The sequence below is a fragment of the Curtobacterium flaccumfaciens UCD-AKU genome, from assembly GCF_000349565.1.
GTDB lineage: Bacteria > Actinomycetota > Actinomycetes > Actinomycetales > Microbacteriaceae > Curtobacterium > Curtobacterium poinsettiae.
In genome coordinates, this window is the sequence record NZ_KB714610.1 from 191,556 (window position 1) to 216,023 (window position 24,468).

The window sequence follows — 24,468 nt, forward strand, 5'->3', positions numbered from 1 at the left end:
CCAGCCTGTCCGCGCAGCCGAGACTCGGCTGCGCGCCACACCTCAGCCCGGCAGCGCCCCGTCGAGCAGGTGCGCCGCCGACCGCACGGCGTCCAGCGCGGCCAGCACGCTGGGGACCCGCTCGGCCCCGCGCGCCACGACGACCTCGACGCGTCGGGCCAGGTCGTCGTCCACCGGATCGATCGCGACACCGGCGGGGATGACCGTCGTCGCGAGTGCCAGCCGGGGGAGCAGCGCCACCCCGAGCCCCGCGGCGACGAGTCCCACCACCGCGGCCGCGTTGTCCGTCTCGAGCACGATGTCCGGCGTGAACCCCGCGCTCGCACACGAGGCGAGCAGGTGGCCTCGGCAGCGCGGGCAGCCCCCGATCCACCGGGCGTCGTGGTGGGACGCGAGGTCCACGACGGTGGAGCCGACGGGGCGGAGTCGTTCCGCGCCTCCCGGCTCGACCGGCGTCACCAGGGCGAGCGGATCCCGCCCGAGTGCCCGCGTGACGAGCCCGGGGTCCGGGGCGGACCCGACCTCGTCGCCGACGTAGGTGAAGGTCAGGGCGACGTCGACCGCACCGCCGCGCAGCAGGTCGAGCGCCTCGGGCGGTTCGACCTCGACGTACGAGGTCGTCACGCCCGGTGCCGTCGCCGCCAGCCGGGCGAGCACGGCGGGCACGAGCGCCGAGGACGCGCTCGGGAACCCGGCGAGGCGCACCCGACCGCGGCTGAGCCCGCCGACGGCGTCCAGGTCCTCGCGCGCGGCGGTGAGTGCGGCCTGCACGTGCAGGGCGTGGTCCGCGAGCACCTGGCCGGCGTGGGTGAGCGTGGCCCCGCGTCCGCCCCGAAGCACCAGCGCGTGCCCGAGGCGCTGCTCGGCCCGGGCCACCAGCTGGCTGACGGCGGGCTGGCTCGACCCGATCGCGGCGGCGGCGCGGGTGATCGAGCCGCCGTCGGCCACGGCGCGCAGGACCCGGAGCAGCTGGGGATCGATCTCGTCCATCACGCCATGTTATCGGTGGCACAACGAACCGGCCCTGGTGTGATGGGGCGGGAACCGGGACGCTGTCCGCATGGACTCCTTCCCGGCCGGCCGTGGCTACCTGGCGGCGTGCACCGCTGGCCTGCCGACCCGCGGCACCCTCGCCGCCCAGCGAGCCGACCTCGACGCGTGGTCCCGTGCGGAGACCTCCCCGGCCCGGTACGGGGCCCTGGTCGAGGAAGGCCGCACGCTCTTCGCCGCGCTGGTCGGCGTCCCCGCGGAGCGTGTCGCGACCGGTTCGCAGACCTCGGTGATGGCCGCCGTGGTCGCCGACGCGCTGCCGGACGGTGCCGAGGTGGTCGTCCCCGACGGTGACTTCAGCTCGGTCGTCTTCCCGTTCCTCGCGCAGGCGCACCGCGGCATCCGGGTCCGGAGCGTCCCGCTGGACCGGCTCGCCGCTTCGGTCGGACCCGACACGGCCCTGGTCGCGTGGTCCGCGGTGCAGTCCGCCACCGGTGTGGTCACGGACCCCGACCCGGTCGTCGCCGCCGCGCGACGCGTCGGTGCCCTGACCCTCTGCGACCTCACGCAGGCCGCCGGCGTCCTGCCCGTCGACGCCGCACCGTTCGACGTGACGCTCACGCACACCTACAAGTGGCTCTGCGCACCGCGCGGCGTCGCCTTCATGACGCTCTCCGACACCGCCCTCGGTCGGCTCCGCCCGGTGCAGGCCGGCTGGTACGCGGGAGCGGACGTCTGGTCCTCCTGCTACGGACCCGCCATGCACCTGGCCGACGACGCCCGCCGCTTCGACGTCTCCCCGGCCTGGCAGGCGTGGCCCGGCGCCGTGGCCGCGCTCGAGCACGCGGTCGCGCTCGACCAGCATGCGGTCTGGAGGCACGCCACCGGTCTCGCGGATCGGCTGTGCGACGCCCTCGGGTCGCCTCGGCAGGGCGACGGGCAGGGCGACGGGCAGGCGATCGTGACGTTCGCGGACGTCGACGGTTCGGCCCTGCGGGCCCTCACCGCCGCCGGGCTCACCGCCTCGGGGCGTGCCGGTCGGCTGCGCATCGCGTTCCACCTGTGGAACGACGAGTCGGACGTGACCGACGTCGCGGCCGCGCTCGGCGGGGTGGGGCCGACCACGTCGGCCAGGTGAGCGCGGCGGGCGGACGCGGGGCGGGCCTCCCGGCCGACGATCGCCGGTAGTCTTGCCCGGACCGTTTCCGCACCGAGCACCCAGCTCGGCGACCTCTGGAGCACCCTTTGGCACAGCCCTCCCGTCTCGACAGCGTCATCGCCCTGGCCAAGCGCCGCGGCTTCGTCTTCCAGTCGGGTGAGATCTACGGAGGCTCCCGCTCCGCGTGGGACTACGGGCCCCTCGGTGTGGAGCTCAAGGAGAACATCAAGCGCCAGTGGTGGCAGCGGTTCGTCCGCGGCCGCGGGGACATGGTCGGCCTCGACTCCGCGGTGATCCTGCCCCGCAAGGTGTGGGAGGCCTCCGGCCACGTCGCGACCTTCACCGACCCGCTGGTGGAGTGCCTGCACTGCCACCACCGGTTCCGCGAGGACCACCTGATCGAGGCGTTCGTCGCCAAGAAGGGCCGCGACCCCGAGGGCCGCATGGCCGAGATCGCCTGCCCGAACTGCGGCACCCGCGGCGAGTGGACCGAGCCCCGCGAGTTCTCCGGGATGCTCAAGACCTACCTCGGCCCGGTCGAGTCCGAAGAGGGCCTGAACTTCCTGCGCCCCGAGACCGCCCAGGGCATCTTCGTCGACTTCGCGCAGGTCGTCACGACCAGCCGCATGAAGCCCCCGTTCGGCATCGGCCAGGTCGGCAAGGCGTTCCGCAACGAGATCACGCCCGGCAACTTCATCTTCCGCACGCGGGAGTTCGAGCAGATGGAGATCGAGTACTTCGTGCCGCCGGCCGAGGCGGGGGAGCACTACGAGCAGTGGATCGCCGACTCGGTCGCGTTCTACACCGACCTCGGCATCGACCCCGAGAACCTGCGTCGCTTCGACGTGCCGGACGGCGAGCGGGCGCACTACTCCGACGCCACCGCCGACATCGAGTACCGCTTCGGCTTCACCGGCTCGGAGTGGGGCGAGCTGATGGGCGTCGCGAACCGCACCGACTTCGACCTGAACAACCACATCGAGTCGTCCGGTCAGGACCTCCGGTTCTTCGACCAGGCCGCCAACGAGAAGTACGTGCCGTACGTCATCGAGCCGTCGTTCGGCCTGACCCGTGCGCTCATGGCGTTCCTGCTCGACTCCTACCACGAGGACGAAGCGCCCAACGCGAAGGGCGGCGTCGACAAGCGCACCGTCCTGCGCCTCGACCCGCGCCTGGCCCCGGTGAAGGCCGCCGTCCTGCCGCTGTCGCGCAACGAGCAGCTCTCGCCCGTCGCCCGCGGCCTGGCCGACGACCTGCGCAAGAACTGGAACGTGGACTTCGACGACGCCGGCGCGATCGGCCGTCGCTACCGTCGCCACGACGAGATCGGCACGCCGTTCTGCATCACGGTCGACTTCGACACGCTCGAGGACAAGGCCGTCACGGTGCGCGAGCGCGACACCATGGGCCAGGAGCGCGTCTCGCTCGACCAGCTGCAGGGGTACCTCGCGCAGCGGTTGCTCGGCGCGTAGGGGTTCCGGTTCCGCACGACACCGGTGTTCGTGCGTTGCACACCCGCAATCGGGTGTTCGACCTGCGAACACCGGTGTTCTGCTGCCGGCGACGGGAATGCGCGGCGCACGAGCGCGTTGGGGTCAGCATGAACGACTCCGTGAAGGTCGATGTCTGGTCGGACATCGCCTGCCCCTGGTGCTACATCGGCAAGCGCAAGTTCGAGGCCGGTGTGGCCGCGTTCGGCGCCTCGACCGAGGGCCGTCCGGTCGAGGTCGAGTACCACTCCTTCGAGCTGAGTCCGGACACCCCCGTCGACTTCGAGGGGACCGAGGCCGAGTTCCTGTCCGGCCACAAGGGCATGCCCGTCGACCAGGCGCAGCAGATGCTCGACCAGGTCACGGGCATCGCCGCAGGCGTGGGGCTCGACTACGACTTCGAGGCGATGCACCACACCAACACCGTGAAGGCCCACCAGGTCATCCACCTCGCCAAGCAGCACGGCAAGCAGCTCGAGATGGTCGAGCGCCTGTTCACCGCCTACTTCGAGCGCGGCGAGCACGTCGGCCAGGAGTCCTCGCTGGCCGACCTGGCGGCGGAGATCGGCCTGGACCGCGACGAGGTCCTCAGCACCCTGCGCGACGACGCCCAGCTCGCCGCCGTCCGTGCCGACCAGGCCCAGGCGCAGGCCTACGGGATCAACGGCGTGCCGTTCTTCGTGATCGACGGTAAGTACGGCGTCTCCGGTGCCCAGGACCCCTCGGCGTTCGAGCAGGTGCTCCGCCAGGTGGTCGCGCTCCGCGAGACCACGCCGGACGAGGTCGCCTCGGCGGCCGAGCGCGCTGCGGACGACGCGAGCGCGGACGTGGCGGCGACCCGATGACGGACGCGACGGCCACCGTCGGGGGTGGGGCGGGCCTCCCGTCCGCCCCGTCGGTCCCGGGTGCGATCTCCGGTCTGGAGGCGCGCCCCGGCCTGCTCACGCTGGTCACGGCCGGCGGTGCGCCGGTCTGCGATGGTGATTCGTGCCTGATCGACGCCGGATCGTTCGCCGGTGCCGAGGGCGACTGGACCGAGGTGCCGGACTGACGCTTCCGTCGGTCGCGCGTCGCGCGCTGGTGGTCCCGCGCCCCCGTGCGGTCGTTGCGCCCCGACCCTGCGGGGCGCGACGGCTGTGCGGGGGCGCGATCCGTCGGTCGCCAGGCCGATCAGTCGCGCTGCGGTTCTTCGTCGGTGATGTCCGCGACGGTCGCGCCGTAGGCGGCGACGAGTGCGTCCGCGTCCACGAAGGCGCTCGCGCCGTGGCGTCCGGCGCCCAGGGCGACCCTGCGTCCGACGATGCGCTCGTCGGCGTACACCGGCAGGTCACCCGTGGCGCCGATCGGCGTGATGGTCCCGCGTTCGTAGCCGGACGCGCCGAGCGCGGTGGCAGCGTCGGGCATCGAGAGCTTGTTGACCCCGACGACGGTGCGCAGCTTCTTCCAGGCGATGCTGCGCCCGCCCGGCACCAGGGCGAGCAGGAAGCCGCCGTCGTGGCGCTTCACCACCAGGGTCTTGACGATGTCACCGGGTTCGATGCCGAGCAGTTCGGCGGCCTGGTGCAGGGAGTCCGCGGCCGGTCGCTCGACCACCTCGACCGGCAGGCCGCGGGCCTGGGCGTCGGCGTCGAACCGGGTGCTGGCGTCGGTCGTCATGTGGAGAACGCTACCGGCGTGCACCGACGTGGGAAGATGGGTCAGGTATGACGATCACACAAGCACCCGCCTCGCGAGTCGGCGGCCCCCTGCGCATCGGCCCGATCGAGGTCGACGTGCCGGTCGTGCTCGCGCCGATGGCCGGGATCACGAACATGGCGTACCGCCGGCTTTGCCGCGAGTACGGCGCCGGGCTCTATGTGTGCGAGATGATCACCTCGCGGGCGCTCGTCGAACGGACCCCCGTGTCGATGCAGCTCATCCAGCACCACGAGTCCGAGACCCCGCGGTCGATCCAGCTGTACGGCGTCGAGCCGAACACCGTGGCCGAAGCGGCGTCGATCCTGGTGGGCGAGGACCGTGCCGACCACATCGACCTGAACTTCGGGTGCCCGGTGCCCAAGGTCACCCGCAAGGGCGGCGGCGCGGCCCTGCCCTGGAAGCTCGACCTGTTCCGCGAACTCGTCACCAAGACCGTGCGCGCCGCGGGCGACGTCCCCGTCACCGTCAAGATGCGCAAGGGCATCGACGAGGACCACCTGACCTACCTCGACGCCGCCCGCATCGCGCGTGACGCCGGGGTCGCCGCGGTCTCGCTGCACGCCCGCACCGCGAACGAGCACTACTCCGGGCACGCCGACTGGTCGGCGATCGCCACGCTGAAGGAGACGGTGACCGACATCCCGATCCTCGGCAACGGGGACATCTGGTCGGCCGCCGACGCCCTCCGGATGATCGACGAGACCGGCGCCGACGGCGTGGTCGTCGGGCGTGGCTGCCTCGGCCGCCCGTGGCTGTTCGGCGACCTGGCCGCGGCGTTCCGTGGCGAGGGCCTGCGCTACATGCCGTCCCTGGGCGAGGTCGCCGACGGGTTCCGCCGGCACGCCGAGCTGCTCGTCGAGTTCTTCGGCGACGAAGAACACGCCTGCCGCGACATCCGCAAGCACGTGGCCTGGTACTTCAAGGGGTACCCGATCGGCAGCGACGTCCGGTCCGGCCTGGCGATGGCGTCGAGCCTGCAGGAGATCGACGACTTCCTCGGCCAGCTCGACCACGACGCGCCGTACCCGGGTGCCGACGCCGAGGGGCCGCGCGGTCGTGCCGGTCACCCCAAGCGCACCGCCCTGCCCGACCGCTGGCTCGAGAGCCGCGACGTCGACTCCGAGTTCCGCAAGGTCCTGGCCGCCGCCGAACTGCACCACAGCGGCGGATGAGCGCCACCGCCTCGTACGGCCCGGCCGACGCGGAGCGCTGGCTCCCCGAGGAGCACGGCAACCGCCGCTCGGACTTCGCCCGTGACCGCGCCCGACTGCTGCACTCCAGCGCGCTCCGGCGTCTGGCCGCCAAGACCCAGGTGCTCAGCCCGACCGCGGGGCTCGACTTCGCCCGCAACCGGCTGACCCACTCGCTCGAGGTCGCGCAGGTCGGTCGCGAGCTCGCCGACTCGCTCGGGCTCGACCCCGACGTGGTCGACACCGCCTGCCTGGCGCACGACATCGGACACCCGCCCTTCGGGCACAACGGCGAGACCGCGGTGAACGCCTGGGCGAGCGGCATCGGTGGGTTCGAGGGCAACGCGCAGACGCTCCGGTTGCTCACGCGGCTCGAGCCGAAGGTCTACGGCGTCCGGCCCGGCGCGGACGTCGACCGTCCGTTCGGGCTCAACCTGACCCGCGCATCGTTGGACGCCAGCTGCAAGTACCCGTGGCCCGCTGCGCAGGGGGTGTCGGAGTCGTCGTCCGGGCGCACCAAGTTCGGCTTCTACGACGACGACCACGACGCCTTCGAGTGGCTCCGCGCCGGTGCTCCGCGTCGTCAGCGGTGCATCGAGGCGCAGGTCATGGACCTCGCCGACGACATCGCGTACTCCGTGCACGACTTCGAGGACGCCGTCGTCGCCGGGTTCATCGACGTCGCGGCCCTGGGGGACCGCGTCGGCGAGAACGACATCGTGACCGCCATGCACGCCTGGGTCGGCGACGACCTGAGCCGCGACGAGCTGCTCGAGGCGTTCGACCGCCTGCGTGCGTTGCCCCTGTGGATGACCGCGTACGACGGCTCCCGCCGTGACGCCGCACGCCTGAAGAACCTGACGTCGCAGCTGATCGGACGCTTCGCGCGCACCGCGACGGCCGCCACCCGCGAGTCCTACGCCTCGGGGTCGCTCGTGCGCTTCGCCGCGTCGGTCGTCACCCCACCCGAGATCATCGGGGAGATCGCGGTGCTCAAGGGCATCGTCGCGGCCTTCGTGATGACCCAGGGCGACCGTCAGCCCGTGTACGAGGACCAGCGCCGCGTGCTCACCGAACTGCTCGACGCACTGGCGGCCACCGGCGCGTCCGACCTGGAGCCGGGGTTCGCCGCCGACTGGCACGCCGCGGACGACGACGCCGGCCGACTGCGCGCCGTCGTCGACCAGGTCGCGAGCCTGACCGACCAGGGCGCCTTCGCCTGGCACCGACGTCTGGTGGTGGGTGACCGTGAACCGGTCCACATCGCCGTCTGACCGGTCCGCCGACGTCGGTCCCACGAACTAGGATCGAGGGGTGGCTGGCAGGATCGCGCGGAACGACATCGACGAGGTCCGCTCGCGTGTCAACATCGCCGACGTCGTGGGCGACTACGTCACGCTGAAGCACGCGGGCGTCGGGTCGATGAAGGGCCTCTGCCCCTTCCACGACGAACGCTCCCCGTCGTTCCACGTCCGGCCCCAGGTCGGCCGCTACCACTGCTTCGGTTGTGGCGAGGACGGCGACGTCTTCAGCTTCATCATGGCGCAGGACCACACCACCTTCGCCGAGGCCGTCGAGCGCATGGCCGCGAAGATCGGCTACACCTTGCACTACGAAGAGGGCGACGGTCCGCGCACCGACTACAACACCCGCGCACGGCTGATCGCCGCGAACGAAGCCGCGCTCGAGTACTTCACGGGGCAGCTCACCACGGCTGCCGCCGACCCCGCCCGCCGGTTCCTGGGAGAGCGCGGGTTCGACCCCTCGGCCGCCCAGCACTTCGGCGTCGGCTTCGCCCCGAAGTCCTACGACATGCTCAAGGACCACCTGCGCGGGCGCGGCTTCACGATGGAAGAACTCGTCTCCGGCGGTCTCGTCAGCCAGGGCGACCGCTCGCCGTACGACCGGTTCCGCGGGCGCCTGATGTGGCCGATCCGGGACGTCACCGGAGCCACCATCGGGTTCGGCGCGCGCCGCCTGCTCGAGGACGACAAAGGCCCCAAGTACCTCAACACGCCCGAGACCCCGATCTACCACAAGAGCCAGGTCCTCTACGGCCTCGACCTCGCCCGCCGCGACATCTCGAAGCAGAAGCAGGTCGTTATCGTCGAGGGCTACACCGACGTGATGGCCTGCCACGTCGCGGGCGTCACGACCGCGGTCGCCACCTGCGGCACGTCGTTCGGGGTCGACCACATCAAGGTGCTGCGGCCGATGCTCGGTGACCTGGCGGGCGCCGACCCGAACGCCAACGGCGAGGTCGTGTTCACGTTCGACCCGGACGAAGCCGGGCAGCGTGCCGCCTCGCGTGCCTTCGCGGAGGAACAGCGCTTCGCGGCGCAGACCTACGTCGCCGTCGCGCCCGGCGGACTCGACCCGTGCGACCTCCGGTTGGCGCGCGGTGACGACGCCATCCGCCGACTGGTCACGAACAAGCGCCCGATGTTCGAGTTCATGATCCGCCGCACCCTGGACGGCCACGACCTCGAGACCGTCGAGGGGCGCGTCGGTGCCCTGCGTGCGGCCGCGCCCGTGCTCGCCGGTATCCGTGACCGCTCGCTGACGCAGGGCTACGTGCGCGAACTCGCCGGGTGGCTCGGCATGGAGATCCCCGAGGTCCGTCGGTCGGTCGAGACCGCTCGACGCCGTGCGGGGTCCGGGCAGGACGACCGGTCCGCAGGCTCGGGGCGCGACGGCCGTGCCGGAACCGGCACCGACGCAGCCGACACCCCCGACGAGCCCGTCGCCGGGATCCGCTCGCTGCCGAACGACCCCATCAGCCGCATGGAGCGCGACGCCGTGATGGCGATGGTGCAGCAGCCCACGTCCGTCGGGGCACCGATGCTCGGACTCGCCGCGTCGGCCACGTTCTCGACCCCGATGCTCGCCGCGGTGCGGGACGCCGTCGTCGCGAACGTCGACGTCATCGGTGCGGGGGACTGGCTCGACCGGCTGCTCGCCGACGTGCCCGCGCCGCTGCGCACCCTGACCCACGAGCTCGCTCTCGCGCCGATCCCAGCGCGCAACGCGGAGGACCTGGCGGCGTACTGCCGGAGCATCGTCGTGGCCCTGGTCGAGCGCGACCTGCTCGCCCGCAAGGCCTCGTTGCTGGGGCAGCTGCAGCGGGCCGACCCGCACGAGCAGGCCGAGCGTCGCGCCGAGATCCAGCGGCAGCTCGTCGACATCGACGGGCAGCGGATGCGGTTGCGCGCCGACGCCGAGGCGTCCTAGCCGCTCGTCGCGCGGCTTGTGGCCGGGGCGAGCCGACGTGCCCGCGTCCGATCGCACGACACGCCGCGCGTGCGTCGCCGTGGTCGCACGAACTGTCGCGCGGCGGGCCTGCGTGCGGCGGTCCGTGCGGCCCCGGGGGTTCTTGCGTGGTCAGGACGTGCCGCTTGTGAGGCGTCGAGTGGTCGCAGCACGTCGGCTGGGCGGGGTCCGGCCGACGGGATGTGACCGCGCGGGGTGGGGCGGGCGGGGAGTCGTGACCGGTCGGCGGGGGTGCGGGGCGTGGTCAGGACGTGCCGCTCGTGGTGCGTCGAGTGGTCGCAGACCGTCGGCTGGGCGGGTCCGGCCGACGTGACGTGACCGCGCGGGGCGGGGCGGGCGGCGAGTCGTGACCGGTCGGCGGGGGTGGGAGGGATCGGCGGCGTCGGGACGGGCCTCCCGGCCGGGGTGCGCAGGGTGCGCAGGGTGCGCGGGGTGTGCGGGCGGGGCGAGGTCACGACACGCGCGCGTGCGTCGCCGGGGGCGCGTGAACTGTCGCGTGGCGTGCCCGCGGGCGGCGGTCCGTGCGGCCCCGGGGGGTCCGCGCGTGGTCAGGACGTGCCGTGCGTGAGGCGTCGAGTGGCCGCAGACCGTCGGCTGGGCGGGGTCCGGCCGACGGGACGTGACCGCGCGGGGTGGGGCGGGCGGAGAGTCGTGACCGGTCGGCGGGGTGCGGGGCGTGGCGGGAGGGGGACGAGCCTCCGGGACGGGCGTGCACCTCGACGAGGTCGCGCGAACCGGTGCACGACGGACCAGCAACCGGCAGTCCGTGCGACCTCGACCGCCCGAACACCCAGGTTGCACCGCGCAACTTTCGTGCGTGACGCGCCGCTCGACTCCGGCGGAATCATGCATCACGCGATCAGCCCGTGCATTACAGCGGTGTAAACAAATCGCCCCCGGTTCGTTCTGTTCCGTGACAGGGTGATACCAATGAGCGTTCCTGGCCGGGCACACAGACGTTCCACCCTCCGGCACAGGACTCTTGCAATCATGACCAGAGAGGCAGCGGACATGGCATCCGTGACCAAGTGGGGCAAGCGCGGCATCGCGCTCGGCGCCGGTGCAGCAGCGACGGCGCTGGTGCTGACCGGCTGCGCGAGCAGCAGCGTGAGTGACACCGAACTGAACGGCCTGAGCATCGGGACGACGGACAAGATCACGTCCCTCGACCCGGCCGGTTCCTACGACAACGGCTCCTTCGCCGTGCAGAACCAGGTGTTCCCGTTCCTGATGAACACACCCGTGGGGAGCCCGGACGTCGAGCCGGACATCGCCACGAAGGCGGAGTTCACGAACCCGACCACCTACGAGGTCACCCTCAAGGACGGGCTCGAGTTCGCCAACGGCAACAAGCTCACGTCGAGCGACGTGAAGTTCTCGTTCGACCGCGAACTGAAGATCAACAACGAGAACGGTCCGCAGTCGCTGCTGGCCAACCTCAAGAGCATCGACACCCCGGACGACACCACCGTGGTGTTCAACCTCGACCACGCCGACCAGACCTGGCCGCAGGTGCTCTCGAGCCCCGCGGGTCCGATCGTCGACGAGGACGTCTTCAGCGCGACGAAGCTCACCAGTGCCGACGACATCGTCAAGGGCAAGGCCTTCGCCGGGCAGTACCAGATCAGCTCCTACAAGGAGAACGACACGATCCAGTACAAGACGAACCCGAAGTACGACGGCCTGCTCGGCAAGGCGAAGACCGACGAGGTCACCGCCAGCTACTACACCAAGGAGACCGACCTCAAGCTCGCCGTGCAGAAGGGCGACGTCGACGTGGCGTACCGCTCCCTGACGCCGACCGACATCTCTGACCTGCGGGGAGACGACTCCCTCAAGGTCACCGACGGCCCCGGCGGCGAGATCCGCTACGTGGTCTTCAACTTCAAGACGCAGCCGTTCGGCACCGGGCAGGACGACGCCGACGAGGCGAAGGCCCTGGCCGTGCGTCAGGCCGCTGCCGACGTCGTCGACCGTGCCCAGCTCGCGAAGGAGGTCTACAACGACACCTTCACCCCGCTGTACTCGATGGTGCCGGACGGCCTGACCGGCGCGGTCCAGCCGTTCAAGGAGATGTACGGCGACGGCGACGGCGGCGCAGACGTGTCCAAGGCGAAGAAGACGCTGTCGGACGCCGGCGTCACGGGCAAGGTGCAGCTCGACATCCAGTACGCGCCCGACCACTACGGTTCGGCGTCGGACGACGAGTACGCGCTGCTCAAGCAGCAGCTCGAGGACTCCGGCCTGTTCACCGTCAACATCCAGTCCACGGTCTACACGACCTACGCCCAGGAGCGCACCAAGGACGCCTACCCCGTCTACCAGCTCGGCTGGTTCCCGGACTTCTCCGACGCCGACAACTACCTGTCGCCGTTCTTCACCAAGGAGAACTTCGTCCAGAACCACTACGACGACCCGGAGATCCAGGACCTCATCGCGAAGGAGCAGGCCGAGTCCGACCCGGACAAGCGTGCTGACCTGATCGAGCAGGCCCAGGAACGCGAGGCCACCCAGATCTCGACGCTGCCGCTGCTGCAGGGCAAGTCCGTCGCGGTCGCCGGCAAGGACGTCAAGGGCCTGACCCTCGACGCCTCGTTCAAGTTCCGGTACGCCACCCTGAGCAAGTAGCACCAAGCCCCACGTGCAGGCCGCGGGCGTTCCCACGAGGGACGCCCGCGTGCCTGTGCAACGGCGACGAAAGGCACCCACCCCGTGACCCTCAGCACTCCCGAGGCAACGCAGGACGTGAACGGCACCGATCCCACCAAGCCACAGGCACAACGCAGTGCCAAGAACAGTGGCGGCGGACTCGGCCGGTACATCCTCGTCAGGTTCCTCCTCATCATCCCGACCGTCTTCATCCTGGTGACGCTCGTGTTCTTCCTGATGCGCGTCATCGGGAACCCGATCACCGCGTCGGTCGGCGGCCGGCTCACGCCGAGCCAGCTGCAGGAACGCCTGCACGCCGCCGGGTACGACCGACCGGTGCTCGTGCAGTACTTCGAGTACCTCGGCAACATCCTGCGCGGTGACTTCGGCACCTCGTCGACGGACAACCGTCCGATCACCGACATCATCGTCACGTACGGCGGCGCGACCGCGGAGCTCGTGTTCTACGCGCTCATCGTCGCGCTGGTGCTCGGCATCCCGCTCGGCATGCTCGCCGCGTACACCCGCGACAAGTGGCCGGACGTGCTGCTCCGTGCGCTGGCGATCCTGACCTACGCCACCCCGGTGTTCTTCGGCGGCCTGCTGCTCAAGCTCGTCTTCTCGGTGTGGCTCGACTGGTTGCCCCTGGGCGACCGCGCGTCGACCCGGGTGTCGCTCATCCTCGACGGTATCCCCGGCGCGACCGGGATCTACATCGTTGACGCGCTCCGCACCGGCAACGCCGAGGTCATCGGTGACGTGCTCCAGCACGCCGTCCTGCCCGCGCTGACGCTCGGCCTGCTCACCGCCGGCATCTTCCTGCGCCTGGTGCGCGCGAACATGATCGGGTCGCTCGGCTCCGAGTACGTCGACGCCGCCCGGTCCCGCGGTGTGCGCGAGTCGCGCTTGGTGCGCACCCACGCGTTCCGTCCGGCGCTCGTGCCGATCATCACCGTGATGGGGCTGCAGATCGCGATGCTCCTGGGCGGCTCGGTGCTCACCGAGACGACCTTCGGGTGGCGCGGCCTGGGCTTCGAACTCAACCAGTACCTGTCGGCCCGTGACTTCGTCGCGGTGCAGGGCATCGTCGCGATGCTGGCGGTGATCGTCGCGGTGACCAACTTCATCGTCGACGTCGTCGCCGCCCTGATCGACCCGAGAGTGAGGTTCTGACGATGGCCGACACCACCCTCGTCGACCGCCACGAGCCGCTCTGGAAGCGGCTCCCGGTGGTGGTCCAGCTCCGCAAGAGCACCGGCTGGCAGCGCGCGATGCTCATCGTCGGCGTCGTCATCTGCGCCCTGTACCTGCTCGTCGCGGTGTTCGCCCCGCTCCTCGCCCCGTACGGCTTCGGCCAGCTGCAGGGCGCGGACGGCGAGAGCTTCCCCCGCACTGGCGAACCGAGCGCCGAGCACATCTGGGGCACCACGGTCGGCGGCTTCGACGTGTTCAGCCGCGTGCTCTACGGCGCCCGCACGGCCGTACTCGTCGTCATCGTCGCCGTGATCGTCTCGATCATCGTCGGCGTCCTGCTCGGCATGGTCTCCGGGTACCTGGGCGGCTGGCTCGACCGCGTCCTGGTGGTCGTGGCCGACGCCATCTACGCGTTCCCGTCGCTGCTGCTCGCGATCATCGTGTCCATCGTGATCTCCGGCGGCAACTCGAGCTACTCGGGCGGCATCATCGCCGCGGCGATCTCGATCACCGTCGTCTACGTGCCGCAGTACTTCCGCGTGGTCCGTGCCGAGGCCGTCCGGCTGAAGAACGACGCCTTCGTCGAGTCGGCGCGCGTGATGGGCACGAACCCGTGGCGCATCATGACGCGCCACGTCCTGCGGAACTCGACGCGTTCCCTGCCGCTCATCCTGACGCTCAACGCGAGCGACGCGATCCTGACCCTGGCCGGGCTCGGCTTCCTGGGGTTCGGCATCGGCCCGACGTCCGGCGCCGAGTGGGGCTACGACCTCAGCCGCGCGCTCTCCGACGTCGCGAGCGGCGTCTGGTGGACCGGGGTGTACCCGGGTGTCGCGATCGTGGTGCTCGTGCTCGGCGTGACCTTCATCGGCGAGAGCCTGAACGACATCTCCGACCCCCGCCTGCGTGCACGCCGACGGCTGAAGCAGCTGGAGTCCACGAGAGAAACGCGCGACACGCGCAACCCCGAGGCACCGCGCACCGCCGGGAACGACACGGAAGGGACGGGCGCATGACCCCGACCACCCGCCTGCAACCGGGCGACACCACCACCGAGCCGGTCGTCGTCGTCGACGACCTGACCGTCACCTTCGCGACCGACGGCGGCGCCGTCGACGCGGTCAAGGGCGTCAGCCTCGACGTCCGCCCCGGCGAGGTCCTCGCCCTGGTCGGCGAGTCCGGCTCCGGCAAGTCCGTCACGGCCCGCAGCATGCTGCGGCTCATGCCGGAGACGGCGACACTCGGCGGCGCGGTGCTGCTCGACGGCACCGACGTGGTGAGCGTCGGCGCGCAGAAGCTCCGCAGCCTGCGCGGAACGGCCGGGGCGATGGTGTTCCAGGAGCCGTCGACCGCGCTCAACCCGGTCTTCACCGTCGGGTGGCAGATCGCCGAGGGGCTCCGTGCCCACGGCGGCGTGTCCAGGAAGGAAGCACGGGCGAAGGCCATCGACTACCTCGGCCGCGTCGGCATCCCGGACCCCGAGACCCGCGTCGACCACTACCCGCACCAGTTCTCCGGCGGGCAGAAGCAGCGCGTGGTCATCGCGAGCGCACTGGCCCTCGAGCCGAGCGTCATCATCGCGGACGAGCCCACCACGGCGCTCGACGTCACGGTGCAGGCCGAGATCCTCGACCTGCTGCGCCGCTGCCGCGACGAGTTCGGCACCGCGATCGTCGTCATCACGCACAACATGGGCGTGGTCGCCGACCTGGCCGACCGCGTCGCCGTGATGTACCAGGGCGAGATCGTCGAGGAGGCGACGGCGACGGCGCTCTTCGCGACGCCGCAGGCCGACTACACCAAGCGGCTGCTCGCAGCGGTGCCGCGGCTCGAAGCGTCGACCGGGGTGGCCCGGCGTGCCGCGATCTCCGAGGACGTCACGCCCCTGGTCGAGGCGAAGGGGCTCGAGATCGAGTACCCCGGCCGGCTCGGCTCGCCGGCGTTCAAGGCCGTCAAGGGCGTCGACCTGGCGATCCGTCCTGGTGAGGTCCTCGGTCTGGTGGGGGAGTCCGGCTCGGGCAAGACCACCATCGGCCGCGCCATGGCCGGTCTGACGAAGGTCACGGGCGGCTCGCTCACGGTCCTCGGCGCGGAGATGCTCGGGTACCGCGAACGCGACTTCAAGCACCTGCGCAAGGACATCGGGTTCGTGTTCCAGGACCCGGCGACCTCGTTCAACCCGCTGCTGACGATCGCCGAGTGCGTCGCCGAGCCGCTGGTCGTGCACAAGGAGGTCTCGAGCCCCCGCGCCGCGCGCAAGCGGGTCGACGAGCTGCTCGAGGCCGTCCAGCTGCCGGCAGCGTACGGCGACCGCTACCCGCACGAGCTCTCCGGTGGGCAGCGCCAGCGCGCGTCGCTCGCCCGGTCGCTGGCGCTCCGGCCGAAGCTGCTCATCGCCGACGAGCCGACGAGCGCGCTCGACGTCTCGGTGCAGGCTCGGGTGCTCGAGCTCTTCCTCGAACTGCAGCAGGACCTCGGCTTCGCGTCGCTGTTCATCAGCCACGACCTCGCGGTCGTGGGCGCGCTGTCCGACCGGATCGCCGTGCTCTACCGCGGCGACCTGGTCGAGACGGGCACGACGGCCGAGGTCCTCGGCGCCCCGCAGCACCCGTACACGCAGCGACTCCTCGCGTCGCTGCCGGTGCCCGACCCAGCGGAGCAGGCGGAGCGACGGCGTACGCTGGAGCGACTGGAGAACGTCGGGTCCTGACCCGACGTGACCCACCCCGGAGGCCCGGCCGACGTCGTCGACGCACGCCGCGCCTCCAGGGTGGTCACCTCCACTGCTGTACGCACGACGGGCCTGCCAGGGCGGCCCGTCGCGAACCGTCGCCAGGGGGCGGCGTGGAAGGGGACCCATGATCGCGGTCAACGGACCGGCGGTCGTCGCGGACGACGTGTCGATCGAGTACCGGGGCGGACGCGGGGGCGAGTCCATCCGGGCCGTCGACGGCGTGAGCCTGTCGGTGCGGCAGGGGGAGATCCTCGCCCTGCTCGGCGAGTCGGGGTCGGGCAAGTCGACCTTCGCCGCCGCCATCGCCGGTCAGCTCGGATCCCACGGCGAGGGCGAGGGTGCGCTGCGTCGGCACATCGTCGGCGGCGAGCTGACCGTGCTCGGGCAGAAGACCCGGGGCCTGCGTCCCTCGTCGCGCAAGCTCGAACGGCTGAGCGGCCGGATCGGCTACCTGCCGCAGGACGGCGCTGACCGGCTCAGCCCGGACCTGACCGTCGGCGAGGCCGTCGCCGAACCGATCTACGCACGCGACCGCCGGTTCGACCGGCGTGAAGCAGGGCTCATCGTGGCCCGGCTGCTCGACGCCGTGCACCTGCCGCTCGGGACGATGCGCCTGAACACGTGGGAGCTCTCGAGCGGTCAGCGCCAGCGGGTGGCGCTGGCGAAGGCGCTCGTGCTCGAACCCCAGCTGCTGGTCGCCGACGAGCCCGCGCGCGGTGTCGACGTCCTGGTGCGGCAGTCGGTGCTCGAGGCCCTGGCGACCTTGCAGCGCGGACGACAGTTCTCCGCCGTCGTCGTGTCGAGCGACCTGCGCGAGGCCCGTGCGCTGGCCGACCGCGTCGCCGTGATGGCCGATGCCCGGCTCGTCGGGCTCGGCACCTTCGACGAGGTCCTCGACAACCCCGTCGACCCCTACGTGAAGACCCTCGCGTCGACCGCGGCGCGTGGTGTGAAGCGCCGTCCGGCGCCGACGACGGCCCGCCGCTCGTCCGCGCCGCGCCGTCCGCTCGCCGCCGGCACCGGCCCGCGCACCGACCGTCAGGAGAACGCATGAGCACCCCGACCCAGGGCCCGCGCGGCCACCGTGCCGTCGTCCCCACCTCGGGTGCGCCGCTGCCGGTCGAGGCCCCGCAGGCCGGTCCCGTCGCCGTGCTGCCCGAGCCGACCGACCTGCACGTGGACGCCGTCACCGCGGCCGGTGGGACCGTCGCGCCGCTCGACGCCGACACCCGCGGGATCGTCTGGCTCGACCCCCACGACCCGTCCGGCCTGGCCGACGCCCTGTCGTCCGTGCCCGGCGTCGGTTGGGTCCAGCTGCCGTTCGCCGGCGTCGACGCCTTCGCGCACCTGATCCAGGAGCACGGCGACCGCGTGCTGTTCACCTCGGCGAAGGGCGCCTACGCGGAGCCCGTCGCCGAGCACGCACTGGCACTGACCCTCGGCACGCTGCGGGTCCTGCAGCAGCGCGCCCGTGCGTCGTCGTGGGCGACCGAGCCCGAGGGCGTCTCGCTGTACGGGCGGAACGTCGTCGTCATCGGTGCCGGCGGGATCGCGCTCGAGTACCTCCGGCTGCTCGCGCCGTTCGACGTCGAGGCCACCGTGGTGCGTCGCTCGCCCGACCCCGTCCCGGGAGCCGCTCGGACCGTCACCACCGACGAACTCGACCAGGTCCTGCCCGACGCCGACGTCGTGATGATCGCGGCGGCGATGACCTCGGGCACCGCGAAGCTCTTCGGCGAGCGGCAGTTCCGGCTCATGAAGCCGTCCGCTCGGCTCGTGAACATCGCGCGCGGCGGACTCGTCGACACCGATGCCCTGGTCGCCGCGTTGCGTGCCGGGGAGATCGCTGCGGCGGGACTCGACGTCACCGACCCGGAGCCGCTGCCCGACGGCCACCCGCTCTGGTCCGAGCCCGGCGCGGTCATCACCCCGCACCAGGCCGACACCCCGGAGATGGTCGCGCCCCTGCTCGCCGAGCGCGTCCGGCTCAACACCACCGCCTTCCTCGGGGGTGCCGGCGAGGGCTTCGTCGGCGTCGTCGACCCGGTCGCCGGGTACTGACTCCGGGCGCCCACCGCGCGGCGCGCCCGGGCGGCGTGTCCGATGCGGTGGCGGGCCTCAGGGTCCTGCTATGCTGTTACCCGTTGTTCGCACGTCATTCGCCAGCGGACAGTGATCCTCGATAGCTCAATTGGCAGAGCAGCCGGCTGTTAACCGGCAGGTTGTTGGTTCGAGTCCAACTCGGGGAGCGACAGGTCCTCACCCCTCGGGGTGAGGACCTTTTGTGTTCCCGACGGTCCGAATGCCCTCGTCGGGCCCAGCGGGGCGCGCTGCTAGCCTGGGCGGGCGCACCCAGAACCACGGAAGGCCACTGTTCGATGTCGTTGACCCACGAGTCCGCCACCGGACGTGTGACCGGTGACCGGTCCACGGGTCTGCTGGACCGGGCCAACCGCGTGCTCTCCTCACGCACCGCGTTCGTGGTCGTGCTCGTGGCGTTCCTGCTCGTCGGCTTCCTGTTCGCCGTCACGATCCACGTCCCTGCTTCGGCGGCCCCGGACGAGCGTCGGCACATCGGCAACATCATGCTCTACGCGGCTCGCCCGTGGAACGCCGGCCCGTTCCTGCAGGACGTCGACGCGTCGAAGCTGTGGCTCGGCGAGGTCACGCGCTTCCCGGCGTACCTCTACTACTACCTGATGTCGTTCCCGGCGAAGGGGACGCAGGCGCTCGGGCTCCACCTGGAACAGACCGTGATGGTGCTGCGGAGCATCGACGTCCTGGCTGCCGGGGCCGGTCTGTACGCCCTCCGTGCGATGTTCCGGAACGCCGGGGTCCCGACGGCGATCGGCCTGCTCGCCACCGTGGTGACCGCTTCCACCGGCCGCTACGCCTGGCAGGCCGCCACCATCAGTTACGACGCGCCGTCGATGGCCGCCTTCTTCCTCTTCGCCGCCGTCGCGGTCAAGGTCGCCCGTGGCGGTGGACTGCGAACGCTCGCGTGGTTGGTCGTCACCGCGATGCTGGCGCTCATGTTCAAGTACTCCCAGGCGCCGCTCGTGCTGGCCGGAGCCTTCTTCGCCGTGCTGTTCCGGTACCGCGTCGACGGTTTCTCGTGGCTCCGGCACCCCGTGCGTCGAGCCGTCTCGGGCTTCCGCGAACGGCCGTGGCGGTCCGTCGTCCTGGTGGTGATCGGCGGCGCGTTGCTCGCCCTGGTGCTCGAGCGCTTCGGTGTGAACCTGCTCGTCTACCGGGCACTCAACCCCGACTGCGCCGAGATCCACAGCCGCGACGCGTGCATGAACTTCGGCATCTTCCGTCGGAACTACAACGCGGTCCGGACCCACGACCTCGAGGTCGCCGCCGGCACGCTCGAACCGTTCCGGCCGGTCTCCTTCCTCTGGATGTGGATCACCACCTACTTCCGGTCGCTCTTCTTCTTCTGGGGTCCGTCGCTGCCCTGGCGCCCGAACACCGCCGTCGTGCTGTTCGGTGCCGTCGCCAGCGTCGGTGCCGTGGCGATCGCGGTGACCCAGATGCGCCGGGTGCTCCGGAACGCGGCCATGTGGTGGCTGGCAGCCGTCCCCGTCGCCTACACGGTGGCGGTGCTGTGCTTCAACGCCGCGACCGCGGTGAACCTCCGGCAGGACTTCGCGTTCTCGGGCCGCTACCTGTTGCCGGTGCTGCCGATGATCGCGGCCGTGGTGCTGCTCGGTCTCGCCTCGTGGATCCGACGGCTGCACGGACGCGCGGCCACCGTGGCGTGGGTCGTCGTGATCGTGGTGGGCGTCGTGCTCTTCGTCTTCTACAACCCGATCAGCGCCTTCTTCCCGTACGCCAACTCGGCGGCCTGGTACTCGAGCTGGGCCCGCGACGTCCTGCCCCAGTGGCTCACGGGGGTGCGCTCGTGAACCGCGCCGCACGGTTCCGCGGCGTCGTCGTGGCTGCCCTGACCATCCTGTTCTTCGTCGTCATCGGCGTCGCGGCCTTCGCGCGAACCGGGGGGACCAGCGCCGGGGAACGCCAGATCGGTTCGTGCACGGTCCGCACGGCGCCCGAGCCGGGTGCCGTGACGACCTGCCCGGAACAGGACCTCGCCGGTGTGCGCTTCGCCACCGTCGACCTGCGTCTGGCCGACCTGCACGGCGCGGACCTGCGCGGTTCGGACCTGCGTGACAGCGTGCTCTACGGCGCCGACCTGCAGGGGGCGGACCTGCGCGGAGCGGATCTGCGTGGCGTCGACCTGTACAGCGCGGACCTGCGGGGGGCGGACCTGCGTGACGCCGACCTGGGCAGCGCGGACCTGACGGTCGCCGACATCAGCGGGGCGCAGATCGACGGCATCGACCTGAGCAAGGCGAAGCTGGCCGGTCTGACCGTCACGGGGACGCCACTGGAACTCGCCGACCGGACGCTGCAGAGCCCCGACGGCAAGCCGGTGAACGTGCCCATCCGGCTCGACCTGCCGCGCGGGGTGTCGTCGACGAGCTGCGTCCGACAGGACGTGCAGGCTCCGGTCGGCACCACCCAGGTGCGCTGCCGGATGAGCACCGATGCCGACCGCGGTGGTCGGCTCGACCAGCGCGCGACGATCACGGTCACCGGCCCGACACCCTGACCGACGTCGCTCGTGCGGCTGGTACCCGGCGGATGCTGTTAGCGTTCACAGGTGCACCGTTCTCGTTCCCCTCGATCCGCCCTGCTGGGCGTCGTCGTGGCGGTGACGGCGGTGCTCACCGGCTGCAGCAGCGTCGGCCCTGACACCGATGCGTCCGAGGACCCGACGAGCTCGGACACCGGGCTGGGTTCAGGCGCGTCACCGGTCGTCTTCGCGTTCGTCTGCGGCGGGGACGGCGCTGACCGCGCGAGCTACACGACCTACGCAGCGGTGTGGGAAGCCGCGCGTGCCGACTGCTCGGCGAAGCGGCTGACCGGCTCGGTGCCGTCGAGCCAGCAGCAGTCCGCGGTGACGGCGGCGCGCGGTGACGCGACCCTGGTCGAGCTCGCGAGCGCCTGCGCGGTGCGGGACTCGGCGCCGTGGACGTCGGCGGTCGCCGACGAGCGCGGTGCCCACGTGGCCGAGGGGCTCCTGCGGTACTGCCCGGGGCACCCGGAGACCGACCGCCTGCGGGACGCGCTGGCGGCGTACCGGGGCTGACCCGGGCCTCCAGGCCGACCGCCTGACCCGCGACCGACCGACGGCCGCGGGACGGGCGTCAGCCCTCGGGGTGGTCGCGACCCGGCAGCCAGGACTGGCCGGGGCCGCCCCAGCTGCTCTTGCGGATCGCCTTGGCGACCTGCTTGCCGTAGGGGTGCACGAGACGGTCGGCGTAGAGCCAGCCGTCCAGGTGGTCGTACTCGTGCTGGAAGATGCGGGCCAGCCAGCCGTGCGCCTCGACCTCGAACGGGGTGCCGTGCTCGTCGGAGGCGCGCAGCAGGGCGCCCTCGGAGCGGCGGAGCGGGAAGCGCTCGCCCGGGATCGACAGGCAGCCCTCGGACTCCTCGTCCTCGTCGAGCTCCTCGACGGACTCGGGGACCGGGGGCGTGGTCCACAGGACGGGGTTCACGGCCGCGCCCCGGTGCAGCACGTCGTCGTCGTCGGTGTAGGAGTACACGAACAGGCGCTTGCCGACGCCCACCTGCGGTCCGGCCAGGCCGACGCCCGGTGCCAGGTCCATGGTCTCGAGCATGTCGGCGACGAGGGAACGGAGGTCGTCATCGAACGCGGTGACCTCGGCTGCACGCTCGTGCAGGACGGGTTCGCCGGTGATGCGGATCGGGAGAACGGCCATTCACCCAGGTTATCCGGCGGGGGACGGTAGCCTCGACGCGTGACGACGGACCTCCAGCTGCCCGACGCCGTGAGCAACCTCACGCCGTTCCAGGCGCTGATGATCCCGGTGGCCCTGGTCGGTGCGGTGTTCCTGTCGCTCGGGGCGCAGTTCCAGAGCCGTGGGGTGCAGCGGGTCGAAGCGCGTCTCGGTCGGCAGTCGAAGGGGCTGAGCGTCCGCCACGTGGTGGGGCTCGTCTCGAGCGGCTACTGGGTGCTCGGCACGCTCATGCTCGGCATCGCGGTGGTGCTGCAGCTCATCAGCATCACGTTCGCGCCGCTGATCGTCGTGCAACCGCTGGGGGCCGTGGCGCTGGTGATCACCACGTGGTTCTCCTCGCGTGCGTCGGGGATCCCGCTCGGCCGTCGTGCTCGTCGTGCCGTGTGGACGTGCATCATCGGTGTCGGCATCTTCGTCGGGATCGCGGCGTTCGTCGGGCACGAGAGCGCGATCACCCGCCAGCAGCTCGTCACCGTGCTGGTGATCCTGGCGGTCGTGCTGGTGCTGGTGCTCGTGTCGTTCCGCCTGGTCGCCAAGCGCCGGAACGCCCTGTACTACATCGTCGGCGCCGGCGTGCTCTACGGCTTCGTGGCGACGCTGGCCAAGGTGGTGCTGAACCGGTTCGTGAACCACACCTTCGACTGGTTGACCGTGCTCGCCATCGTCGGCGTGGTCGTCGCGGCGTCGCTCGGCGGGTACTTCGTGCAGAACGCGTACTCCAGCGGCTCGGCCGACCTGGTGATCGCGGGGCTGACCGTCATCGACCCGATCGTCGCGGTCGGCATCGGCGTGATCGTGCTCGGCGAGGCGACGGGGGCGCCGTGGTTCGCGGTGGCGGGGTTCGTGGTCGCCGCGGGCATCGCCATCACCGGGGTGTTCCTGCTCGCCAAGCACCACCCCCAGACCCGGACCTGACGGCCGCGGCGCGCTCGGCGCTCGGCGCCCGGTGGTCGCGGCGCTCATCCGCGCGGCTGACGCGACCGTCGATCCTGGTGCGATAGCGTCACAGCCGACCAGCCATCGCCCACGAGAGGACGAACTCAGCCGTGTCAGGAGACGCCACCACCGCCACCGCCGGACCGACGGGTGCGACGGGCGGTCACCGACCGCTGCGCGTGCTGATCGCAGCGGACACCTTCGCCCCCGACGTCAACGGCGCCGCGACCTTCGCCGCGCAGCTCGCCGTCGGACTGGCCGAGCGCGGGCACGAGGTGCACATCGTGGCCCCGGCGTCGAGCCGCCACTACGGCACCTTCGACGAGGAGCACCACGGTGTCACCCTCGTCGTGCACCGCCTGAAGTCGTACAAGTGGCCGCTGCACCCGTGGCTGCGCTTCGTGTGGCCGTGGAGCGTCCGGAAGTGGACCGCCCCGATCCTCGACGCGGTCAAGCCCGACGTGCTGCACATCCAGTCGCACGTGGTCATCGGTCGTGGCATCGTGCACGAGGCGAACGACCGCGGCATCCGGGTCATCGCGACGAACCACTTCATGCCGGAGAACCTGCTCGAGTACACGCCGTTCGGCAAGTGGACGCTGCCCCTCGCGCTGAAGATCGCGTGGAGCGACGCCGCCAAGACCTACCGGCTGGCCGACACGATCACGACGCCGACCAACCTGGCCGCCGACTACCTGCGGAAGGCCATCGCCGGCCAGCAGGTCCTGGCGATCTCGTGCGGCATCGACGCGTCCCGCTACGTCGCGCGCGAGGGGCGCCCGGTCAACAACGACATCGTCTTCGTGGGCCGGGTCGCCCCGGAGAAGAACCTCGACGTCCTGGTCCGTGCCGTGGCGCTGCTGCCGGCCGAGCTGGCCACGACCCTGACCATCGTCGGCGACGGCGAGATGATCCCGAAGCTCACCGCGCTGGCGAAGGAGCTCGGGCTCGAGGACCGCGTGCGGTTCCTGGGCTTCGTCTCGGACGAGCGCAAGCAGGAGGCCCTGACCAACGCGACGGTGTTCGCGATGCCGTCGACGGCCGAGCTGCAGAGCATCTCCTCGCTCGAGGGGATGGCGTCCGGGCTCCCCGTGGTCGCCGCCGACTCGATGGCGCTCCCGCACCTGATCGACGGCAACGGGTACCTGTTCGCCCCGGGCGACGTCGACGACCTGGCGGCGAAGCTCACGACGGTGCTCACCGCCCCGGAGTCCGACTACGTGGCGATGCGGGAACGCAGTCTGGCCATGATCGAGGCGCACGACATCAACCGCACGCTGTCGACGTTCGAGTCGCTGTATCGTGGTGAGCCGGTGGCTTGAGGGCC

At 71.4% G+C, this 24,468-nt stretch carries 21 protein-coding genes and 1 tRNA gene; 19 read left to right on the top strand and 3 right to left on the bottom strand.

Features of this window, described 5'->3' with window-relative positions:
* Positions 1-42: 42 nt before the first annotated feature.
* Positions 43-990, bottom strand: coding sequence for a LysR family transcriptional regulator (locus H489_RS26140; protein WP_017886685.1), 948 nt, complete (start codon positions 988-990; stop codon positions 43-45).
* A gap of 70 nt (positions 991-1,060) precedes the next feature.
* On the opposite strand from H489_RS26140, the gene H489_RS26145 reads away from it, so the two are divergent.
* From H489_RS26145 to H489_RS26160, 4 genes are all read left to right on the top strand, one after another.
* Entirely contained in the window at positions 1,061-2,128 is a 1,068-nt protein-coding gene (locus tag H489_RS26145; protein WP_017886686.1) for an aminotransferase class V-fold PLP-dependent enzyme, read from the top strand.
* A 107-nt stretch (positions 2,129-2,235) separates the two neighbouring features.
* The gene (locus H489_RS26150; RefSeq protein WP_017886687.1) at positions 2,236-3,621 is read left to right on the top strand and encodes a glycine--tRNA ligase; all 1,386 of its coding nucleotides are present in this window, start codon (positions 2,236-2,238) and stop codon (positions 3,619-3,621) included.
* Between the two features lie 128 nt (positions 3,622-3,749).
* Positions 3,750-4,484 (top strand): DsbA family protein, encoded by a 735-nt coding sequence (locus tag H489_RS26155; protein WP_017886688.1) that lies wholly within the window; start codon positions 3,750-3,752, stop codon positions 4,482-4,484.
* Positions 4,481-4,690 (top strand): hypothetical protein, encoded by a 210-nt coding sequence (locus H489_RS26160; RefSeq protein ID WP_017886689.1) that lies wholly within the window; start codon positions 4,481-4,483, stop codon positions 4,688-4,690. The genes H489_RS26155 and H489_RS26160 overlap by 4 nt, the downstream gene beginning before the upstream one ends.
* Before the next feature lie 119 nt (positions 4,691-4,809).
* On the opposite strand, the gene H489_RS26165 is transcribed toward H489_RS26160, so the two are convergent.
* Entirely contained in the window at positions 4,810-5,295 is a 486-nt protein-coding gene (locus tag H489_RS26165) for an aminoacyl-tRNA deacylase (RefSeq protein WP_017886690.1), read from the bottom strand.
* A gap of 47 nt (positions 5,296-5,342) precedes the next feature.
* On the opposite strand from H489_RS26165, the gene dusB reads away from it, so the two are divergent.
* From dusB to H489_RS26230, 13 genes are all read left to right on the top strand, one after another.
* Positions 5,343-6,509, top strand: coding sequence for a tRNA dihydrouridine synthase DusB (gene dusB / locus H489_RS26170; protein WP_017886691.1), 1,167 nt, complete (start codon positions 5,343-5,345; stop codon positions 6,507-6,509).
* A complete protein-coding gene (locus H489_RS26175; protein WP_017886692.1) occupies positions 6,506-7,801 on the top strand; it encodes a deoxyguanosinetriphosphate triphosphohydrolase in 1,296 nt (431 codons plus the stop codon). The genes dusB and H489_RS26175 overlap by 4 nt, the downstream gene beginning before the upstream one ends.
* Before the next feature lie 40 nt (positions 7,802-7,841).
* Positions 7,842-9,758, top strand: coding sequence for a DNA primase (gene dnaG, locus H489_RS26180; protein WP_017886693.1), 1,917 nt, complete (start codon positions 7,842-7,844; stop codon positions 9,756-9,758).
* A 1,050-nt stretch (positions 9,759-10,808) separates the two neighbouring features.
* Complete coding sequence (locus tag H489_RS26185; RefSeq protein WP_017886694.1) at positions 10,809-12,425, top strand: ABC transporter substrate-binding protein; 1,617 nt, start codon at positions 10,809-10,811, stop codon at positions 12,423-12,425.
* Between the two features lie 117 nt (positions 12,426-12,542).
* The gene (locus H489_RS26190; protein ID WP_235045665.1) at positions 12,543-13,619 is read left to right on the top strand and encodes an ABC transporter permease; all 1,077 of its coding nucleotides are present in this window, start codon (positions 12,543-12,545) and stop codon (positions 13,617-13,619) included.
* 2 nt (positions 13,620-13,621) lie between these two features.
* Complete coding sequence (locus H489_RS26195; protein ID WP_017886696.1) at positions 13,622-14,656, top strand: ABC transporter permease; 1,035 nt, start codon at positions 13,622-13,624, stop codon at positions 14,654-14,656.
* Positions 14,653-16,350: an ABC transporter ATP-binding protein gene (locus H489_RS26200; protein ID WP_017886697.1), complete on the top strand. Its 1,698-nt coding sequence runs from the start codon at positions 14,653-14,655 to the stop codon at positions 16,348-16,350. The genes H489_RS26195 and H489_RS26200 overlap by 4 nt, the downstream gene beginning before the upstream one ends.
* Before the next feature lie 148 nt (positions 16,351-16,498).
* Positions 16,499-17,428 (top strand): ATP-binding cassette domain-containing protein, encoded by a 930-nt coding sequence (locus tag H489_RS26205; protein WP_017886698.1) that lies wholly within the window; start codon positions 16,499-16,501, stop codon positions 17,426-17,428.
* The gene (locus H489_RS26210; protein ID WP_017886699.1) at positions 17,425-18,435 is read left to right on the top strand and encodes a D-isomer specific 2-hydroxyacid dehydrogenase family protein; all 1,011 of its coding nucleotides are present in this window, start codon (positions 17,425-17,427) and stop codon (positions 18,433-18,435) included. The genes H489_RS26205 and H489_RS26210 overlap by 4 nt, the downstream gene beginning before the upstream one ends.
* Before the next feature lie 115 nt (positions 18,436-18,550).
* Positions 18,551-18,623: transfer RNA gene (locus H489_RS26215), tRNA-Asn, on the top strand.
* A 129-nt stretch (positions 18,624-18,752) separates the two neighbouring features.
* Positions 18,753-20,285 (top strand): hypothetical protein, encoded by a 1,533-nt coding sequence (locus H489_RS38625; RefSeq protein WP_017886700.1) that lies wholly within the window; start codon positions 18,753-18,755, stop codon positions 20,283-20,285.
* Positions 20,282-20,992 carry a pentapeptide repeat-containing protein gene (locus H489_RS38745; protein ID WP_268743727.1) on the top strand — a complete coding sequence of 237 codons (711 nt, stop codon included), beginning with the start codon at positions 20,282-20,284 and terminating at the stop codon, positions 20,990-20,992. The genes H489_RS38625 and H489_RS38745 overlap by 4 nt, the downstream gene beginning before the upstream one ends.
* Positions 20,993-21,043: 51 nt before the next feature.
* A complete protein-coding gene (locus H489_RS26230; RefSeq protein ID WP_140447958.1) occupies positions 21,044-21,532 on the top strand; it encodes a hypothetical protein in 489 nt (162 codons plus the stop codon).
* A 58-nt stretch (positions 21,533-21,590) separates the two neighbouring features.
* Here H489_RS26230 and def read toward each other — a convergent pair whose 3' ends face one another.
* The gene (gene def, locus H489_RS26235) at positions 21,591-22,166 is read right to left on the bottom strand and encodes a peptide deformylase (protein ID WP_017886703.1); all 576 of its coding nucleotides are present in this window, start codon (positions 22,164-22,166) and stop codon (positions 21,591-21,593) included.
* 39 nt (positions 22,167-22,205) lie between these two features.
* Between def and H489_RS26240 the strand changes: the two genes are divergently transcribed.
* On the top strand, positions 22,206-23,120 hold the full coding sequence (locus H489_RS26240; RefSeq protein ID WP_017886704.1) for a hypothetical protein: 915 nt from the start codon (positions 22,206-22,208) through the stop codon (positions 23,118-23,120).
* A 131-nt stretch (positions 23,121-23,251) separates the two neighbouring features.
* Positions 23,252-24,463, top strand: coding sequence for a glycosyltransferase (locus tag H489_RS26245; protein ID WP_017886705.1), 1,212 nt, complete (start codon positions 23,252-23,254; stop codon positions 24,461-24,463).
* Positions 24,464-24,468: the final 5 nt, after the last annotated feature.

Coding starts and splice junctions, on each gene's coding strand:
- dusB (WP_017886691.1), top strand. CDS start 5,343: ATGACGATCACACAAGCACCCGCCTCGCGAGTCGGCGGCCCCCTGCGC.
- H489_RS26165 (WP_017886690.1), bottom strand. CDS start 5,295: ATGACGACCGACGCCAGCACCCGGTTCGACGCCGACGCCCAGGCCCGC.
- H489_RS26140 (WP_017886685.1), bottom strand. CDS start 990: ATGGACGAGATCGATCCCCAGCTGCTCCGGGTCCTGCGCGCCGTGGCC.
- H489_RS38625 (WP_017886700.1), top strand. CDS start 18,753: ATGTCGTTGACCCACGAGTCCGCCACCGGACGTGTGACCGGTGACCGG.
- H489_RS26205 (WP_017886698.1), top strand. CDS start 16,499: ATGATCGCGGTCAACGGACCGGCGGTCGTCGCGGACGACGTGTCGATC.
- H489_RS26185 (WP_017886694.1), top strand. CDS start 10,809: ATGGCATCCGTGACCAAGTGGGGCAAGCGCGGCATCGCGCTCGGCGCC.
- H489_RS26160 (WP_017886689.1), top strand. CDS start 4,481: ATGACGGACGCGACGGCCACCGTCGGGGGTGGGGCGGGCCTCCCGTCC.
- H489_RS26195 (WP_017886696.1), top strand. CDS start 13,622: ATGGCCGACACCACCCTCGTCGACCGCCACGAGCCGCTCTGGAAGCGG.
- def (WP_017886703.1), bottom strand. CDS start 22,166: ATGGCCGTTCTCCCGATCCGCATCACCGGCGAACCCGTCCTGCACGAG.
- H489_RS26175 (WP_017886692.1), top strand. CDS start 6,506: ATGAGCGCCACCGCCTCGTACGGCCCGGCCGACGCGGAGCGCTGGCTC.
- H489_RS26200 (WP_017886697.1), top strand. CDS start 14,653: ATGACCCCGACCACCCGCCTGCAACCGGGCGACACCACCACCGAGCCG.
- H489_RS26155 (WP_017886688.1), top strand. CDS start 3,750: ATGAACGACTCCGTGAAGGTCGATGTCTGGTCGGACATCGCCTGCCCC.
- H489_RS26145 (WP_017886686.1), top strand. CDS start 1,061: ATGGACTCCTTCCCGGCCGGCCGTGGCTACCTGGCGGCGTGCACCGCT.
- H489_RS26210 (WP_017886699.1), top strand. CDS start 17,425: ATGAGCACCCCGACCCAGGGCCCGCGCGGCCACCGTGCCGTCGTCCCC.